At 73.6% G+C, this 16,111-nt stretch carries 13 protein-coding genes; 6 read left to right on the forward strand and 7 right to left on the reverse strand.

The genetic code is table 11. The annotated features are described in order from the left end of the window. Positions 1–15 precede the first annotated feature (15 nt). Genes atzF through IL992_RS27345 form a run of 4 tightly spaced genes read right to left on the reverse strand, consistent with a single transcriptional unit; the run spans position 16 to position 6,599 of the window. Complete coding sequence (gene atzF / locus IL992_RS27330) at positions 16–1,683, reverse strand: allophanate hydrolase (protein ID WP_193206226.1); 1,668 nt, start codon at positions 1,681–1,683, stop codon at positions 16–18. Beyond that, positions 1,676–5,194, reverse strand: coding sequence for a 5-oxoprolinase/urea amidolyase family protein (locus IL992_RS27335; RefSeq protein ID WP_193206227.1), 3,519 nt, complete (start codon positions 5,192–5,194; stop codon positions 1,676–1,678). The genes atzF and IL992_RS27335 overlap by 8 nt, the downstream gene beginning before the upstream one ends. After that, the gene (locus tag IL992_RS27340) at positions 5,191–5,787 is read right to left on the reverse strand and encodes an urea amidolyase associated protein UAAP2 (RefSeq protein WP_193206228.1); all 597 of its coding nucleotides are present in this window, start codon (positions 5,785–5,787) and stop codon (positions 5,191–5,193) included. The genes IL992_RS27335 and IL992_RS27340 overlap by 4 nt, the downstream gene beginning before the upstream one ends. Then, positions 5,784–6,599, reverse strand: a complete 816-nt coding sequence (locus IL992_RS27345) for an urea amidolyase associated protein UAAP1 (RefSeq protein WP_193206229.1) — start codon at positions 6,597–6,599, stop codon at positions 5,784–5,786. The genes IL992_RS27340 and IL992_RS27345 overlap by 4 nt, the downstream gene beginning before the upstream one ends. A gap of 147 nt (positions 6,600–6,746) precedes the next feature. Between IL992_RS27345 and IL992_RS27350 the strand changes: the two genes are divergently transcribed. After that, positions 6,747–7,472: a TetR/AcrR family transcriptional regulator gene (locus IL992_RS27350; RefSeq protein WP_319018859.1), complete on the forward strand. Its 726-nt coding sequence runs from the start codon at positions 6,747–6,749 to the stop codon at positions 7,470–7,472. On the opposite strand, the gene IL992_RS27355 is transcribed toward IL992_RS27350, so the two are convergent. Further along, a complete protein-coding gene (locus IL992_RS27355) occupies positions 7,404–8,951 on the reverse strand; it encodes an amino acid permease (protein WP_193206230.1) in 1,548 nt (515 codons plus the stop codon). The genes IL992_RS27350 and IL992_RS27355 overlap by 69 nt on opposite strands. Before the next feature lie 222 nt (positions 8,952–9,173). On the opposite strand from IL992_RS27355, the gene IL992_RS27360 reads away from it, so the two are divergent. After that, positions 9,174–10,085, forward strand: a complete 912-nt coding sequence (locus IL992_RS27360; protein WP_193206231.1) for a LysR family transcriptional regulator — start codon at positions 9,174–9,176, stop codon at positions 10,083–10,085. A gap of 158 nt (positions 10,086–10,243) precedes the next feature. Further along, on the forward strand, positions 10,244–11,398 hold the full coding sequence (locus IL992_RS27365) for an NAD(P)/FAD-dependent oxidoreductase (protein ID WP_319018860.1): 1,155 nt from the start codon (positions 10,244–10,246) through the stop codon (positions 11,396–11,398). Positions 11,399–11,443: 45 nt separating this feature from the next. Here IL992_RS27365 and IL992_RS27370 read toward each other — a convergent pair whose 3' ends face one another. Further along, entirely contained in the window at positions 11,444–11,911 is a 468-nt protein-coding gene (locus IL992_RS27370) for an SPW repeat protein (protein ID WP_193206233.1), read from the reverse strand. A gap of 229 nt (positions 11,912–12,140) precedes the next feature. Between IL992_RS27370 and IL992_RS27375 the strand changes: the two genes are divergently transcribed. Continuing rightward, entirely contained in the window at positions 12,141–13,058 is a 918-nt protein-coding gene (locus tag IL992_RS27375; RefSeq protein WP_193206234.1) for a DMT family transporter, read from the forward strand. On the opposite strand, the gene IL992_RS27380 is transcribed toward IL992_RS27375, so the two are convergent. Continuing rightward, positions 12,970–14,142 carry an MGDG synthase family glycosyltransferase gene (locus IL992_RS27380; protein WP_193206235.1) on the reverse strand — a complete coding sequence of 391 codons (1,173 nt, stop codon included), beginning with the start codon at positions 14,140–14,142 and terminating at the stop codon, positions 12,970–12,972. The genes IL992_RS27375 and IL992_RS27380 overlap by 89 nt on opposite strands. Positions 14,143–14,189: 47 nt before the next feature. Between IL992_RS27380 and IL992_RS27385 the strand changes: the two genes are divergently transcribed. After that, positions 14,190–14,972 carry a polysaccharide deacetylase family protein gene (locus IL992_RS27385; RefSeq protein WP_193206236.1) on the forward strand — a complete coding sequence of 261 codons (783 nt, stop codon included), beginning with the start codon at positions 14,190–14,192 and terminating at the stop codon, positions 14,970–14,972. A gap of 172 nt (positions 14,973–15,144) precedes the next feature. Beyond that, entirely contained in the window at positions 15,145–15,996 is an 852-nt protein-coding gene (gene hpnC / locus IL992_RS27390) for a squalene synthase HpnC (RefSeq protein ID WP_193206237.1), read from the forward strand. Positions 15,997–16,111 lie beyond the last annotated feature (115 nt).

A 16,111-nucleotide genomic window follows, 5' to 3' on the forward strand; every position in this document is an offset into this window, starting at 1 on the left:
GTCGGGGAGTAGGTGTCAGGCATGGACCGCCGCGGATCGGAGGTAGGCGCGCCACCCCCCGTGCGCGGTGATGTCGGCCGCGTCCCGCAGCCCTTCCGGAGCGCAGAGGAAGCCGGGCGCGTTCGTGCCGTCGGCCAGTTCGACCTGGCCGAGCGTCATCGGGCGGGGAAGGGCCGCGAGCAGGTCACCCAGCCCTTCGGCGGGAAGATCCCACACCTCGCACTCGATGGCCGCGCCGTTCTCGGAGACCCGGACGAGTCCGGGTTTGGGCGGGTCGGTGGTCAAGGCGTGCAGCCGGTATCGCGAGGCGGTCCTGGTGGTGGCGAGCAGACGGGCGCCCCGCGTGGTGAGCTCGTGGTTGAGCGGCTGTCCTGACAGGTGCGCGCCGACCACCGCCAGGCGGACGGACGGCCGGAGCAGCCGGGCGATGGCGGCCAGATCGTCGTCGGCGTGAGCCCGGCCGACCAGCATGACCGCGTACGGCAGCCCGTCCACCTGCCCGGCGGGTACGGCGAGTGCGCACATGTCGAAGAGGTTGACGAAGTTGGTGAAGCGGCCGAGATCGCTGTTGACGCCGACGGGGTCGGCCGCGACCTGCGCCAGGGTGGGATGGCGGGGAGTGACCGGCAGGAGCAGGGCGTCGCGGTCGCCGAGCAGGGACAAGGCTCGCTCGCGCAGCGCCGCGAGCCGTTCCCGATCGGCGAACAGGCGGTGGGCGGGCAGGTCACGGGCCGCGGTGATGACGGAGGCGACGACGGGATCCAGGTCCGGGCCGCCCCTCTCGATCAACGCGTCGACGAACGCGCCGACGGCGGTGTAACGCTCGGCGACGAACGTCCCCTGATAGAGCAACGCGGCGGCCTCCAGGAAGGGGGCGGGGTCGATCGGGCGGATCTCCACGCCCGCCGAGGCCAGCCCGGCGGCCGTCGCCTCGAACCCCTCGGCCCAGCCCGGCGCCAGCGACCCGAGATCAGTCGTGGCGGGCACCGCCACCCGCCACGGCCCCGGGCGGCGGGCCGGACGGGACACGGGCGATGCGGAAGGGCCGGTCATGAGGGCCAAGGCCCGCTGGGCCTCGGGGAGTGTGCGGGCGAAGACGCTGACGCAGTCCAGGCTGCGGCAGGCCGGGACCACGCCTTCGGCCGGGATCAGGCCGCGGGTGGGCTTGAGCCCGACGATGCCGTTGAAGGCGGCGGGCACCCGGCCCGAGCCCGCGGTGTCGGTGCCGAGCGCCAGGTCGGCCAGGCCGAGCGCGACGGCGACCGCCGAGCCCGAGCTGGACCCTCCGGAGATCCGGGCCGGGTCGGTGGCGGCGCGCACCGCGCCGTAGGGGCTACGGGTGCCGACCAGCCCGGTGGCGAACTGGTCCATGTTGGTGGTGCCGAGCACGACCGCGCCGGCCGCGCGGAGCCGGGCCACGGCGGGGGCGTCGGCGTCCGGAAGGTAGGCGTAGGAGGGGCAGCCGGCGGTGGTCGGCAGCCCGGCCACGTCGATGTTGCCTTTGACGGCCAGCAGGCGGCCCGCGAGAGGGAGGTGTTCGCCGCCCGTCGCCCGGGCGTCCACGGCGGCGGCCTCGGCCTCCACGTCGGCCTGTGGCCGCAGGTCGATCCAGATCTCCGGACGGTCCGTCTCGGTGATCCGGGCATAGGCCCTGCGGACTCGTTGCAGCGCCGTCTCAGCCACGATCACTCCTCAGCACCACCAGCGGGGTGCCCGCCTCCACCTGGTCACCGGGGCCGACCAGGACTCGTTCGACCACGCCGTCGGCGGGGGCCAGGACGGCGGACTCCATCTTCATCGCCTCCAGCACGATCAGCGGCTGCCCGGCGGCGATCCGCCGGCCGGGCGTGACGCTGATCTGCCACACACTCGCGGTGAACTCCGCTTCCACCGCTTCGCAGCCCGGTGGCAGCTCCAGCTCGGTCTCGGCCGGCCCTTGGGGCTGCTCCGCCCGGTCGAACTCGCCCGACGCCTGCCAGGCCGCGCGTTCGGCGGCGAAGGCGGCGGCCTGCCGTTCGCGGAAGGCCGCGATGGAGCCGGCGTGCTCGGCCAGGAAGCGACGGTAGTCGGCGAGCCGGAACACCCCTTCTTCGATCTTGGGTTCGAGGCGCCCCGCCGCCAGGTCGGCGCGTAGTTCCAGCAGCTCTTCCGCCGTGACCGGATACCAGCGGATGCGGTCGAAGAAACGCAGCAGCCAGGGCGATCCGGGCTGGAACGCGCCGCGCTGCTGCCAGCTCGACCACACCTGCGTGGTACGGCCCACGAACTGGTAGCCGCCCGGTCCTTCCATCCCGTAGACGCACAGGTAGGCGCCGCCGATGCCGACGGAGTTCTCGGCGGTCCAGGTGCGGGCGGGGTTGTACTTGGTGGTGACCAGACGGTGCCGGGGATCGAGCGGGGTGGCCACGGGAGCGCCGAGATACACGTCGCCGAGCCCGAGTACGAGATATTCGGCGTCGAAGACGATGCGGTGGACCTCGGCCACGTCGTCCAGGCCGTTCACCCGGCGGATGAACTCGATGTTCGACGGGCACCAGGGCGCGTCGTCGCGCACTCCCGCCATGTAGCGGGCGATGGCCTCCCGGGTGGCGGGGTCGTCCCAGGACAGGGGCAGGTGGACGACGCGGCTGGGCACCTCCAGCTCTCCGGTGGGCGGCAGACCGGCCTCGATGCGGAGCAGTTCGGCCAGCAGGTCGCGCTGGGAGAGCGCGGCCGGGTCGAGATGGATCTGGAGCGAGCGGATGCCGGGGGTGAGGTCGACGACGCCGGGCAGGCCGCGGGCGGTGAGCGCCTCCGCCAGGGCGTGCACGCGCATGCGCAGGCCCAGGTCGAGTTCCATCGGCCCGTACTCGACGAGGATGTTGTCGTCCCCGCTGCGCCGATAGGTGACGCAGGGCCGCTCGCCGGTCTCGGGGAGGCGGTGGAGCACGCCGCCGTCGCCGGGAACGCCGATCGCGGGGGGCACGGGGACGAAGGTGACCGTGTCTCCGGGCCGGAGCTGGCCGAGTTTCCAGCGTTCGGAGGTGACGACGGTGGCCGGGCAGACGAACCCGCCGAGCGAGGGGCCGTCGGGACCGAGCACGACCGGCATGTCACCGGTGTAGTCCACGGCGCCCACCGAGTAGGGGGTGTCGTGGATGTTGGAGGGGTGCAGTCCCGCCTCGCCGCCGTCGAGGCGGCCCCAGCGCGGTTTGGGGCCGATCAGGCGGACGCCGGTGCGGGCGGAGTTGTGGTGGACCTTCCACTGGGCGCCGTAGAAGTCGTGAATGTCGTCGTCGGTGAAGAACTCGGGGTTGGCGTGCGGGCCCTCGACCACGCCGATCCGCCAGGCGTGCCCGAACTCGGGCCGCTCACCGGGATCGGCACTGCCCTCCGCGAGGCGCCCGCCATGCAGGACGTCCCCGGCGCGCAGGGCCCGGCCGCCGTGTCCGCCGAACCCGCCGAGCGTGAACGTCGCGGCGCTGCCCAGGTAGGCGGGAACGTCGAACCCGCCCGCCATCAGCAGGTAGACGCGCAGTCCCGGCCCTTCGGCGGCGCCGATGTCCAGCACGCCGCCGGCGGGCACGGTGACCGGCTCCCACTGGGGGACGGGCGTGCCGTCCACGGTGACGGGCGCGGGCGCGCCGGTGACGCAGACGGTGGTGGCGTGGCTGAAGCGCAGCGCAGGGCCGCGCAGCGTGCACTCCAGGCCGGGGGCGCCGGGGTCGTTGCCCAGGGCGGTGTTGCCGTACCTGAAGGAGCGGTCGTCCATCGGTCCCGACGGCGGCACGCCCACCTGCCAGTAGCCGGTCCGTCCCGGCCAGTCCTGGACGGTGGTGAGGGTGCCGGGCCGCACCACCTCGATGCGGCGGGAGCCGTCGGTGAGCCCGGCCAGGGTGGCGGTGCCGTGCGTGGCCGCCCGCACGGAAGGATCGCCCACGGCGGCGCGCAGCAGGCCGAGGTTGGTCTCGACGCCGTCGATCCCGGTCTCGGCCAGCGCCGCGGCCAACCGGTCCAGGGCCTGGTCGCGGTCGGCGCCGTGCGCGACGACCTTGGCGAGCAATGGGTCGTACGCGCTGCTGACCTGGGTGCCCGTCTCCACCCAGCCGTCGACCCGCACGCCCGCGGGGAACGCGACGCGGGTGAGCAGGCCCGCGCTGGGCCGGTGGTCGCGGCTCGGATCCTCGGCGTACACCCGCGCCTCGACGGCGTGGCCGGTGGCCGCGGGCGGGTTCCGCAGGGCGGCGTGCACGTGGCTCACGTCGCCCTGAGCCAGGCGCAGCATCCATTCGACCAGGTCGACCCCGTAGATCGCCTCGGTGACCGGGTGCTCAACCTGCAGGCGGGTGTTGACCTCCAGGAAGTACGGCTCGGCGCGCGCCGGGTCGTAGATGAACTCGACGGTTCCCGCCGACCGGTAGCGCACCGAGGCGCACAGGCCGGCGGCGCTGTCGGCGAGCCTGGCCCGCACCAGCGGCGGCAGGCCGGGAGCGGGGGCCTCCTCCAGCACCTTCTGGTGACGCCGCTGGAGCGAGCAGTCGCGGTCGCCGAAGGTGACGACGTCGCCCATGCCGTCGCCGAAGACCTGGACCTCGACGTGCCGGCCGCCCTCGACGAGGCGTTCCAGGAACAGCCCGGCCGAGGCGAAGCTGGCGGCGGCCGTCCGCTGGACGCTGTGCCACGCCTGGGCCAGCTCGCCGGCGTCCCGGCAGGCGCGCATGCCGATGCCGCCGCCTCCGCCGGTGGCCTTGAGCATGACCGGGTAGCCGATGTCCTGCGCGGCGCTCAGGGCCGCGTCCAGGTCGGGGAGCAGGCCGGTGCCGGGGAGCAGGGGCACCCCGGCCCGCTCGGCGGCGGCGCGGGCGGTGTGCTTGGCGCCGAACAGGTCGAGCTGCTCGGGGGTGGGACCGACGAAGGCCAGCCCGGCGGCTTCGACCCGGCGCGCGAAGGCGGCGTCTTCGGACAGGAAACCGTAGCCGGGGTGGACGGCGTCCGCGCCGCTGTCCAGGGCGGCGCGGAGCACCCGGTCGGCGTCCAGGTAGCTCTCCCGGGCGGGGGCGGGGCCGAGCCGTACGGCGTGGTCGGCCAGGCGGACGTGGGCGGCGCCCCGGTCGGCGTCGGAGTAGACGGCGACCGTGCGCAGGCCCAGGCGGCGGGCGGTGGCGATGACGCGGACGGCGATCTCGCCCCGGTTGGCGATGAGGAGGGTGTTCATCGGACCGTCATCCGCACCGGCGTGGGGTCGAAGCCGTTGCACGGGTTGTTGATCTGCGGGCAGTTGGAGACGAGGACCAGCACGTCGGTCTCGGCCCGCAGGGTGACGGCGAGGCCGGGAGCGGAGATGCCGTCCACGATGCCGAGCGTGCCGTCGGGTTCGACCGGGACGTTCATGAACCAGTTGATGTTGCTGACCAGGTCGCGTTTGCCGAGCCCGTGGCGGCTGCCCTCGATGAGGAAGTTCTCCACGCAGGCGTGCTGGGAGTAGGTGTGGTGTCCGTAGCGCAGCGTGTTGGACTCCTTCGAGCAGGCGCCGCCGACGGTGTCGTGGCGGCCGCAGGTGTCGGCGACGACGGTCATCAGCGGGGTGTGCTCGTTGGAGAGCAGCACGCTGCCGGTGGTGAGGAAGATGGTGCCCTGGGCGTGGATGGTGTCGGGGGCGCTGTAGCGGACGGCGGTGTCGTGCGCGTCGTACAGCAGGCAGTCGACGGCCTGGTTGCCGCCGAGGTCGGTGATGGTCAGCTCCTGCCCTGTGCGGATGATCGCCGACCAGGGGGCGCGGGCGGGCACGGTCATGTCCAGCACGGTCATCGGGTCACCTCGGCGGTGTTGAGGAATGCGCGGCGGCCTTCGGGGACGGCCTGCCAGAGGGGGTCGCCGGGGCCGGTGGGCCGGGCGCGCCAGGCCAGGACCTCCAGCGGGGTGCAGGTGTAGGCGGGGCGGGGGTCGATGGGGTGGGCGGTGTTGGCGATGAGCACGGTCAGCGGCATTTCGGCGCGCAGGGTGACGGACGCGCCGGGCCCGGCGGAGCCGGTGAAGGTCAGGCCGCCGTCGGGGCCGACCCTGACCCCCTGGAAGAAGGAGATCGACGGGGGCAGGTCCCGCGACTGGAGCCCGTGCTTGGCGGCGGCCAGCTTGAACAGCTCGCGCCCGGCGGGCGCGGGGCCGTGCGGGGAGCCGTCGCCGTAGCGTTCGGTGTTGCGCCGCAGGGTGGAGGCCCCGCACATGGTGTCGTGCCGGCCGGAGGTGTCGGCGACCACCGAGGCCAGCACGCGGCCCTGGTCCGACAGCAGCAGGTGGCCTTCGCCGAGGTAGGCGTTCCACAGCACCTTGACGGTGTCTGCGACGTTAAGCCGTTCCCAGGGGCGGCCCTCGACGTAGAGCAGCAGGTGCGCGCAGGCGTCGCCGGCCAGGTCGGTGAGGCGCAGTTCGGTGCCCCGGGCCAGCACCTTGTGGGTGTAGCCGCCCCCGGCGACGGTCTCGGCCCACACGAGGTCGGCGGGGTCGACGCCGCCGGGCGGGGTGGGCCAGTCCGAGGCCGGGAGCACCGGCATGGTGTCGCTTGTGGTGCCCTCCTGGGCTCGGGCGTGCTCTCGCGCGCCGTACGTCGTGCTGGTCGCCATGACGCGTTCTCCTCCGGGGGGGTGAATTTCTATCGCACGACAGAAATTAGGCGGCCTGTGTTTCCGCTCACGCGCCCCTGGGTTTCCCGCCTGTTACCGGAAGCGCACAGCCGCGGCGGCCGGTCGGAGGTGTGCGAGGATCGTGCGGTGAGTGCCCGTTCCACCGTGCCCAGTTCCACCGTGCCCAGTTCCACCGTGCCCGGTTCCAGCGTGCGAAGGGTCGGCAGGCCGCGAGCCGTCGCGCGGCCGCGAAGTGAGCTGAGCCCGCGGGAGGAGATCCTGACGGCGGCGGCGGAGTTGTTCACGACGCACGGCTACGCCGCGACCTCGACGAGGGCGATGGCCGAGCGGGCCGGGATCAGGCAGGCGTCGATCTACCACTATTTCGACGGCAAGGAGGACATCCTCGCCGAACTGCTGGAAAGCACGGTGCGGCCCTCGCTGGAGACCGCCCGTGCCCTGACCGGCGGCACGCCGGAACAGCGGCTGTGGGAGCTGTGCCACTGCGACGCGAGGCTGTTGTGCTCGGGCCCGCACAACCTGGGCGCGCTCTACCTCCTGCCCGAGGTGCACACCGAGCGGTTCGCCGCCTTCCGGCGCATGCGCGGCGAACTCAAGGACGCCTACGCGCGGCTGCTGGCGGCCACCTCCGCCGGTGGGGCGCTGACCCCCGCCGACCGGGCGCTGCGCACCGATCTGCTGTTCGCGCTGATCGAGGGCGTCATCCTGATCCGCAGGGACGCCCCGGGCGAGATGGCCGCCGACGTCCTCGAGACGCTGGCGGCCGCCACCGCCGACGCGGCGCTACGCCTGGCCGGGGTTCCCGACCGGGATCTGCCCGCCCTGCGCAAGACGGGCCGCGGGCCGGCGTAGCCGCCGGTAGAGCGCGCCCAGCGTCACGACCGCCGCCAGGAAGAGCAGGGTGAACCACTGGAAGAACCAGTGGCCGGTGATCGGGGCGTACACCTCGGCCCTCGGCCAGGCCAGGTTGACCATCATCGCCAGGCCGTAGCAGAAGGCCAGCGCGTTGACCGGCAGGCCCCAGCGGCCCATGCTGAACAGCCGGCTGCCGTCCTCGGCGAACCCGGCCGGCGCTCCGCCCCGCCAGCCGCCGCGCAGGCGCTGGAGCAGCAGGGGGCCCGTCACCATCGCGTACGCCAGGTAGAGCAGCGCGATGCAGGTAGTGCCGATGGCCAGGAACGCCTCGGGAGAGGCGAAGTCGAGCAGCAGGATGCCCGCCGCGGCCACCCCGGTGACCAGCGCGGGCCCGGTCGGCATCCCGGTACGGGCCGAGACCCTGGACAGCGCGCCCGACAAGGGCATCATCCCGTCGCGCGCCATGGAGAACAGCATCCTGGTGGCGGCGGTCTGGATCGCCATGGTCGCCACGGTGATCGCCAGCACCACGTCGGCCAGCAGCAGCTTGCCCACCCAGTCGCCCAGCCTGCTGGTGAGCACGTACGACAGGCCCTCGGCGGCCAGCCTCCCGTCGGTCAGGCTGGGAGCGGCGAGCAGACCGGCGAACAGGATGAGCCCCCCGAGCACCCCGGCCGCCGTGAGCGCGGTCAGGATGGTGCGCGGAGCGACCCGCCGGGGGCTGCGGGTCTCCTCGCTCAGCTCGCCCGCGCTGTCGAACCCGATGAGGACGTAGGCGGCGGCGAACGAGCCGACCAGCAGCGCGCCGATGGCTCCGCCCTGCCCGCCGGTGCTGAAGGTGACGCCGGGACCGTGCTCGGCATGGGTGAGCAGCAGCACGACGATGAGCACCGCGCCGGCGATCTCGGCGGTGACGCCGATGCTGTTGATCCGCGCCAGGACGCGATTGTCGACGATGTTCACGGTCGTGGTGAGCGCGAGCAGGACAAGGCCGAGGACCGCGGCGTTGGCCGCTCCCGTGGCGGTGGTGGGCGCGGGGTCGCCGCCGACGAGCTGGAAGCCCGGCCAGATCGCGGGCAGCACCACCTGCAGAGCGAGCGCCGCGGCGGCGATCACGACGATCTGCCCGAGAATCATGATCCACCCGGCGAACCAGCCGAACGTCGCCGTGCTGAGCCGGGTGGACCACTGATAGATGGCGCCGGAGATCGGGTAGCGGGCGGCCAGTTCGGCGAAGCAGAGGGCGACCAGGATCTGTCCGGCCAGCACGACGGGCCAGGTCCAGAAGAACGCCGGGCCGCCGAAGGCGTACCCGAAGGCGAAGAACTGGAAGACCGTGGTCAGCACGGAGATGAAGGAGAAGCCGGCGGCGAAGGAGGCATACCTGCCCATGCTGCGGTGCAGCTCCTGGCGGTAGCCGAACGTCTGCAGGGCGCTCTCGTCGGTGGGGGGCGAGGGAGGGACGGTGACGGCCATCGGGGCTCCGGGCGCTGGGGGGAATTTCTATCGGTTGACAGTTATGTACGGGGCGGTCGTTTCCGCGTCGTCACGGGCGCGTTCATCCGCCGTAACGCATCCCTCACCGCTCGCCGCAGAGAGGGAGGCATCCGCCGGAAGCAGCCGCACGACCGCCTGCACGGCCGCATATGACCAGGTCCGATGCCGGGTCACCGATACTGAGTCACCGATACTGGGGGGATGCTCAGCAGCCACCGCCTCAAGGTGCTCCTGGAGGTCTTCAGGACCGGGAGCATCGCCGGAGCCGCCAAGTCCCTGCGGCTGTCGCCCTCCGCCGTCTCCCACCAGCTCGCCCGGCTGGAGGAGGAGGCGGGGGTCGGGCTGGTGGAGCGGGCCGCGCACAGCCTGCGGCTGACCGCGGCGGGCCACCGCCTGGCGGGGCGGGCCCAGGAGGTGCTCGACCTCATCGAATCCGCCGAGAAGGACCTGCTCGCCCAGGCGCGGGCGGACGCCGGGCAGCTGCGCATCGGGTTCTTCGCCTCGGCGGGCTACCGCCTGCTGCCGATGGCGTTGTCGTCCTTCACCGCACGCCACCCGGGGGTCGAGCTCGACCTGGTGCTCGGCCAGCCACACGAGCTGCTGCCCGACGTGGAACGCGGCGAGCTGGACGTGCTGGTCGTGTTCGAGCACGCGCTGGATCCCTGGAAGGCGCCGAAGGGCGTCGAGGTCGTCCACCTGTTCGACGAGCCGCAGCTCCTCGTCATGCCGCTCGGCCATCCCGCGAGTCACCGGCCCCGCGTACGGTTGACCGACCTGGCCGACGAGCCGTGGATCACCACGTTCGGCACCGAGACCCCGGTGTCGGTGCTGGAGCGGGCCGGCGCGCTGGAAGGGATCACACCCACCATCCGCTGCCGCAGCGACCACTACGAGGTGACGCTCGGCCTGGTGCGGGCCGGGCTCGGCGTGGCCCTCGTGCCGAGCCTCGGCGTGCAGGGCGCGGCGGGCATCCAGGTGTGCCAGGTGGAGGGGCCCAAGCTCTACCGGCGGGTCGGCGCCGCCCTCCGCCCGACCAATCCCAATCCCGCGCTGCGCGCGTTCGTCGACTACCTCAGGGACGCCTCGGCCCGCCTCAGCGTCACCCTCCGGTGAGCCGGGATCCCTGACGGGCGATCGTTCAGGCCGGCCCGTTGACATAGTGTCACGGTTGTCCGCCTTTTGTGGCCATGAGTGGGGCTGGCGGTTCGACGCGCGTCACGGACATGCTCGTCAGCGGCGGGGAACAGCCGGACGAACGGGGGTCGAGGAACGTGCGGTGCACGGTAGTCGGGGCCGGTGCCTGGGGCCTGTCCGCCGCGGCCGAACTGTCCGCGCGGGGCCACCGGGTCACGCTGGTGGAGCGCCACGGGATAGGCAACACGCTGTCCTCCTCGCGTGGACCGACGCGGTTGTGGCGGCTGGCCGACCCCGACCCGCTGAAGATCCGGCTGTCCCTGCGTGCCCGGCACGCCATGCGGCGGCTGGAGCGCCTGACGGCGACGACGGTGCACCTGCGCCGGGGGCTGCTGTGGCGGGACACGGAGTCACTGGTCCGTCTCACGGCCGCGCTGCGCGCCGCGAGCGTGCCCTTCACCGAGGTGGAGGCGGCCGACGTCGGCCGGTTCTTCCCCGGGCTGGCGGGCGACGGCCGCGACGCGGTGTTCCAGGCGGACGCCGGTGTGGTGCTCGCCGAGGCGTACCTGGCGGCTCAGGCGGAGCGGTTCCGGGCCGGCGGCGGACGCCTGCTCACGGGTGAGGTGGTCGCCGTGGACGCCGCCGCCCGGCAGCCGGAGGTGCGCCTGGCCGACGGCACCACGCTGACCGGTGACGCGGTCGTGGTCGCCGCGGGCCCCGGCACTCCCCCGCTGCTCCCCTCCCTGGGCGTGACGGTGCGGCTCAGGCCGTACCTCGAACAGGTGGTCCACTACGCGGGCATCGAGCCGTCCGGGCGGGTGCCCGGCCTGATCGACGGGCCCGTCCCGGACGGCCCGGCCGTGTACGCCATGCCCACCCCGGGCGTCGGCTACAAGGCCGGGCTGGACGCGCCGCTGCGGCCGCTCGAGCCGGGCGACGACGACCGCACTCCGGACCCGGGGCGGACGGCCCAGCTGACCCGCCGCATCGCGGCCATGTTCCCCGGTGTGACGCCGAGGGTCGTGGACGAGCAGGTGTGCAGCTGGACCGACTCCCCGGACGGCCGCTTCGTCATCGACCGGGTCGCCCCCGCGACGGTCCTGGCCTGCGGCGACAGCGGCGAGGGCTTCAAGTACGCCGCACTCGTCGGCGACGTGCTCGCCGACCTGGCGGAGGGCCGGCGGCCGGACGACGACATCGCGGCCCTCTCACTCACGCGCCTTGCGGCGGTTCCGGACGATCCCCACCGTGCGCCGACCGCCCTCGGGCGGACATCCGTCCCGGACGTCTAGAAGCCGCGCCCGGCCCACCTTCCAGGTGGGCCGGGCGTCCGTTCGTCACCAGTTGCCGAGCCTGCGCGCGCTGCGCTCGCCCCGCTCGTGCCGGCGGAACGCCTGCGCCATCGCCAGCGCGGCGGCTCCCAGCGCGAAGATCACGATGCCGATCGCGACGTTGTTCCAGAGAGTCGTCGCCGTGGCCTCAGCTCCCGCGCGCAGCACAAGCGGCGAGATGACGGCCCACACGCCGAGCAGCGGGAGAAGCCACCCCATGCCGTAGGTGCGCCCGAAGGCGGACGCGAGCCCGAGAGCGAGGGCGCTGATCACAAGCCCGGTGATCAGGTTGTTGACGGTCATGCCCCGGAATCCGAAGAACCCGATGATCCACGGAGAGAGGGCCAGATACAGGCCGGCCAGGAAGGCTAGCCCCTCCAATACCTGGGCGGGGGCCGTCGAGCCCGCCCGATCGTACGTCTGGCGCAGTTCACTGACGTCGGGATGACGCTCGAGGCCGGTGGGTCCAACCATGTCTGGTTCCGCCTTTCCTGCTGCGTGCGTTTGTGCCGACGGCCATACCCCCAAAAATCTCGGCATTCTCGATTTTGGTTAATATTCGCGTATTTATTCAGCAATAGGTGGATAAATACGTTTCGGAGCGTCCAAGGCGACATGCGGCGGGCATGGCCGGGGAGGGTACCGGTAAGGGCCTGGAAGGGATGGCCCACAACGAGAGTCCGGAGACGGGGCGCGGGGGGTCATGATCGCTGTTGTCCTGGCGTTGCTCGCCGCGGCGGCCAACGCCGTAGCGTCCGTACTGCAGCGCCGGGCCGCTCGCAGCGCCCCGGCCGACGAGGCGTTCCGGCTCGGCCTGATCTGGGACCTCGTACGGCGGCCCGCCTGGCTGGGCGGCATCGCGGCGCTCATCGCGGGCTTCCTGTTGCAGGCGGCCGCACTGACGTCCGGAGGGCTCGCGCTCGTCCAGCCCCTGCTCGTCGCGGAACTGCCGATCACGATGCTCGTGGCGGGCTGGATGTTCCGGATGCGCGTCACCCCGCAGACATGGCTGGCCGTCGGCGCGCTGACGGCCGGCCTGGCCGGGTTCCTCGCGGCGGCCTCACCCACCCCAGGTCACCGGCTTCCCGGCCTGCTGACCTGGGTGATCTCGGCGGGCGTGACCGCCGGGCTCCTCGCGTGCTGCGTGGCCGTCGCGATCGCCAGCGGCGGACCCGCCCGCGCGGTGCTGCTCGGGGTCGCCGCCGGCCTCGGCTTCGCTTACACCGCCGTCCTCATGAAGCGCACGGTGGAGGAGCTGCCGGGGGGCGCGCGGACGCTCGCCGGCTCCTGGTCGCTGTGGGCCATGGTGGCCGCGGGTCTGTGCAGCCTGTTCCTGCTGCAGAACGCCCTGCACAGCGGTCCGCTCGTCGCCGTGCAGCCCGCGCTGACCGTGACCGACCCCGTGGCGAGCACGGCGTACGGCGTGGCGATGTTCGGCGAGGACATCCGCATCGGCCCGTGGGTGCTGCCCGAGCTGACGGGCATGGCCCTCATCCTGTACGGCAGCGTGCTGCTGTCGAGGCACGCGCCGATCAGGGAGCAGGCTCGCATGGCCGGAGCATGGCATGACCGGGAAGCAGGAGGTCCGGGAGGAGAAGGGACTCGGCCCGCGCCGAGGTGAACAGGGCGGCCGCCCGCTCGGTGAGCGCGGCCCGCCCGGGCAGGCCGGGTTCGAGCCGGTCGAGCGCCCGCAGCAGGTCACCCCGGCGGCGCGCGTGCACACTCACCCCGGCGCGCGCCATCGCGAGCACGCCGTCCCTGCCGTGGCCCGCGATGGGCCGGTGGGTGACGACCGGCACTCCCGCCGCGAACGCCTCCCTGCAGGTGAGCCCACCCGCGTTGTCGACCAGCGCGTAGGCGGAGGCGAGCAGGTCCGCCAGGTCGTCCCGCCAGCCGAGCGCGGCCCCCGCTCCGGCGCGGCCGAGCATGCGCCCGAGGCGGCGGCGCAGCCGCTCGTTGCGCCCGCACAGCACGACGGGCGCGTACCGGCCCGAACGCGCCAGGAGCCGGGCGGTCGCCGCGACCCGGCCGACCCCCCAGGACCCCGCGCAGACGAGCACGATCCGGTCACCCTCCCGCAGGCCGATCCGGGCCCGGACGTCCGCCGCCGCACCCGCGCTCTCCGTCGCACCGGCACTCTCCGTCGTACCGGCACCCTGGGCCGCGAACCCGGGACGGACGATCGGGGCGCAGCGGAAGGCCGGACGGCCGACGGCGGCCGTCACGGCGAGGGCCGTGGCCGTGTCGGGGCACAGGTAGCGGTCGTTGCCGGGGTGCAGCCAGAGCCGGTGCACGGCGAAGTCGGTCAGCACGACCACGCTCGGCACGGCCAGCCGCCCCCGCGCCCGCAGGTGCCCGGCGGCCTGCGCCGCCACGTGGAAGACCGGCACCACCAGGGAGGGCCGGACACGGCGCACCACCCGGGCCAGCCCGGCCGCGGCCACGACCGTCAGCGGCGAGGTCGAGGGGGCCCGACGGGAGACGAAGAAGACGCGGTAGACCAGCGCGTACAGCCACGGCGCCCGCAGCATCACCCCGCGATACCACCACCGCAGGAGCGCGCCCAGCCGCAGCGGCAGCAGGGCGAGCACGTCCACGACCTCCACGCGCGCGCCGGCGGCGGCCAGGCGACGGGCCAGTTCGGCGGCCACGGCGTCGTGGCCCGCTCCCATCGAGGCGCTGACGATCAATGCCCTGTCCCTCATGACCCTCCTTCCCGGATAGGGGTCGGCGTGACGGACACTGGAAGACGATGAGACCTCACGCGCTCGTCGTCGCCGGGCCGGCCCTGCTGGCCGCCCTGGTGCATGCCGGGCCGGGGGCCACCTGGCTGCCTCCGGTCCGCCGCCTGCTGCCGTCCCTCGCGGGCGAGGGCGATCCCGGGCACGTGGCACTGACATTCGACGACGGGCCCGACCCGCGGTCGACCCCGCTGTTCCTCGACGAACTGGACCGGCTCGGGTGCCGGGCGACCTTCTTCCTCCTCGGCGAGATGCTCGACCGCCACCCCGAGGTCGGGCGGAGCATCGCGCGGGCCGGTCACGAGGTGGCCGTGCACGGCTGGCGGCACGACAACGCCCTGGTCACCCGGCCGGGCAGGGTCGCGGCGGAGATGGGCAGGACCGCGCGCCTCGTCACCGCCGTCACCGGCGCACGCCCCTCCTGGTATCGCCCGCCGTACGGCGTGCTGAGCGCCGAGGCGCTGCTCGCGGCCCGATGGCACGGCCTGCGGCCGGTGCTGTGGACGGCCTGGGGCGAGGACTGGACGGATCGGGCCACGCCCGGCTCGGTGCTGAGCACCCTGGAGCCCGGCCTGCGCGGCGGGGCGACGCTGCTGCTGCACGATTGCGACCACACCTCCGCCCCGGGTTCCTGGCGCTCCGCGCTGGGCGCGCTCGCCGGCGTGGTCGGCCGCTGCCGCGCCGCAGGGCTTCGTGTCGGACCGCTCGGCGCCCACGGCGTGGGTGTACCCGGTGGCGTGCGGCCCCATCGGCTCCCGGTCCCGGCAAGCTTTTACCTGACACCGGAAGCATAAAAAGCGGGGAAAAGGGCGGCTCGCTCTCTGCGTGCTTCTCGACCACGTTTTTGCCGATTTTTCCGAGCGTCGCCCGACGGTGGACGCCGCTTTTCCCGTCGGGTTGCCCGTGTAAAAGCGCCCGCCCGGTCTGTCGGGTTTTGTGGTGAATTGCGGTGGAGATTCTTCAGGCATGTCCGCAGCGGACGTACGTGACGCCGCGCGCCGGGAGAACTTCCCGGTGGCCTCCCGCCTGCTTCCGCGCGCGTACCGCCGCGACCTGATGGCGGTATACGGCTTCGCCCGCTACGTGGACGACGTCGGCGACGAGGCGGACCCCGCCGAGCGGCCCGCGCTGCTCGACGCGGTGGAGGCCGACCTCGGCCGCCTGTACGCCGGGGGGAGCCCGCGGCTGCCCGCCGTACGGGCGCTGGCGCCGCTGGTCACCGGGCGGGGCGTGCCGCGGACGCCCTTCCTCCACCTGGTGGAGGCCAACCGGCGCGACCAGGTGGTGCGGCGCTACGACACCTTCGCGCAACTGCTGGCCTATTGCGAGCTGTCGGCCAACCCGGTCGGCCGGATCGTCCTGCACGTCTTCGGCGTGGCCACCCCGGAGCGGGCGCGGCTGTCGGACCGCATCTGCTCCGCCCTGCAGGTGATCGAGCACTGCCAGGACGTGGGCGAGGACCACGCCCGCGGCCGGGTCTACCTCCCCGGCGAGGACCTGCGCAGGTTCGGCTGCCGCGAGACCGACCTGGACGCCCCGCGCACCTCCCCGCGGCTGCGCCGGGCCGTCGCGCTGCAGGCCCGCCGCGCCGCCACCCTGCTGGACGAGGGCATGCCGCTGCTGGAGACGCTGAACGGGTTCGCGCGTGCCGCGGTCGCCGGGTACGTCGCGGGCGGCCGGGCGGCGCTGGCGGCGCTGGAGCGCGGCCGGCACGACGTCCTCGGCGGGGCGGTCCGTGCGCGCCGCCGCGCGGTCCTGAGCGAGTGGGTGCGCGTGCTGAAGGAGGTGAACGGTGACGGTTCCCGGCGCGATTCCTGATCCCGTTCCCGATCGCCCGCCCGGCCCCGCCCCGCGTCGCGTGGGCGACGACCCGTCCGGCCCCCCGCTGCGCCCCGTCACGCCCATATCCGTGCCGGCGTCCGTGCCCGTGCCG

The sequence above is a fragment of the Microbispora sitophila genome (genome assembly GCF_014892245.1).
Lineage (GTDB): Bacteria > Actinomycetota > Actinomycetes > Streptosporangiales > Streptosporangiaceae > Microbispora > Microbispora siamensis.

Coding starts and splice junctions, on each gene's coding strand:
- IL992_RS27335 (WP_193206227.1), bottom strand. CDS start 5,194: ATGAACACCCTCCTCATCGCCAACCGGGGCGAGATCGCCGTCCGCGTC.
- IL992_RS27340 (WP_193206228.1), bottom strand. CDS start 5,787: ATGACCGTGCTGGACATGACCGTGCCCGCCCGCGCCCCCTGGTCGGCG.
- IL992_RS27345 (WP_193206229.1), bottom strand. CDS start 6,599: ATGGCGACCAGCACGACGTACGGCGCGCGAGAGCACGCCCGAGCCCAG.
- IL992_RS27355 (WP_193206230.1), bottom strand. CDS start 8,951: ATGGCCGTCACCGTCCCTCCCTCGCCCCCCACCGACGAGAGCGCCCTG.
- IL992_RS27360 (WP_193206231.1), top strand. CDS start 9,174: ATGCTCAGCAGCCACCGCCTCAAGGTGCTCCTGGAGGTCTTCAGGACC.
- IL992_RS27370 (WP_193206233.1), bottom strand. CDS start 11,911: ATGGTTGGACCCACCGGCCTCGAGCGTCATCCCGACGTCAGTGAACTG.
- IL992_RS27375 (WP_193206234.1), top strand. CDS start 12,141: ATGATCGCTGTTGTCCTGGCGTTGCTCGCCGCGGCGGCCAACGCCGTA.
- IL992_RS27380 (WP_193206235.1), bottom strand. CDS start 14,142: ATGAGGGACAGGGCATTGATCGTCAGCGCCTCGATGGGAGCGGGCCAC.
- IL992_RS27385 (WP_193206236.1), top strand. CDS start 14,190: ATGAGACCTCACGCGCTCGTCGTCGCCGGGCCGGCCCTGCTGGCCGCC.
- hpnC (WP_193206237.1), top strand. CDS start 15,145: ATGTCCGCAGCGGACGTACGTGACGCCGCGCGCCGGGAGAACTTCCCG.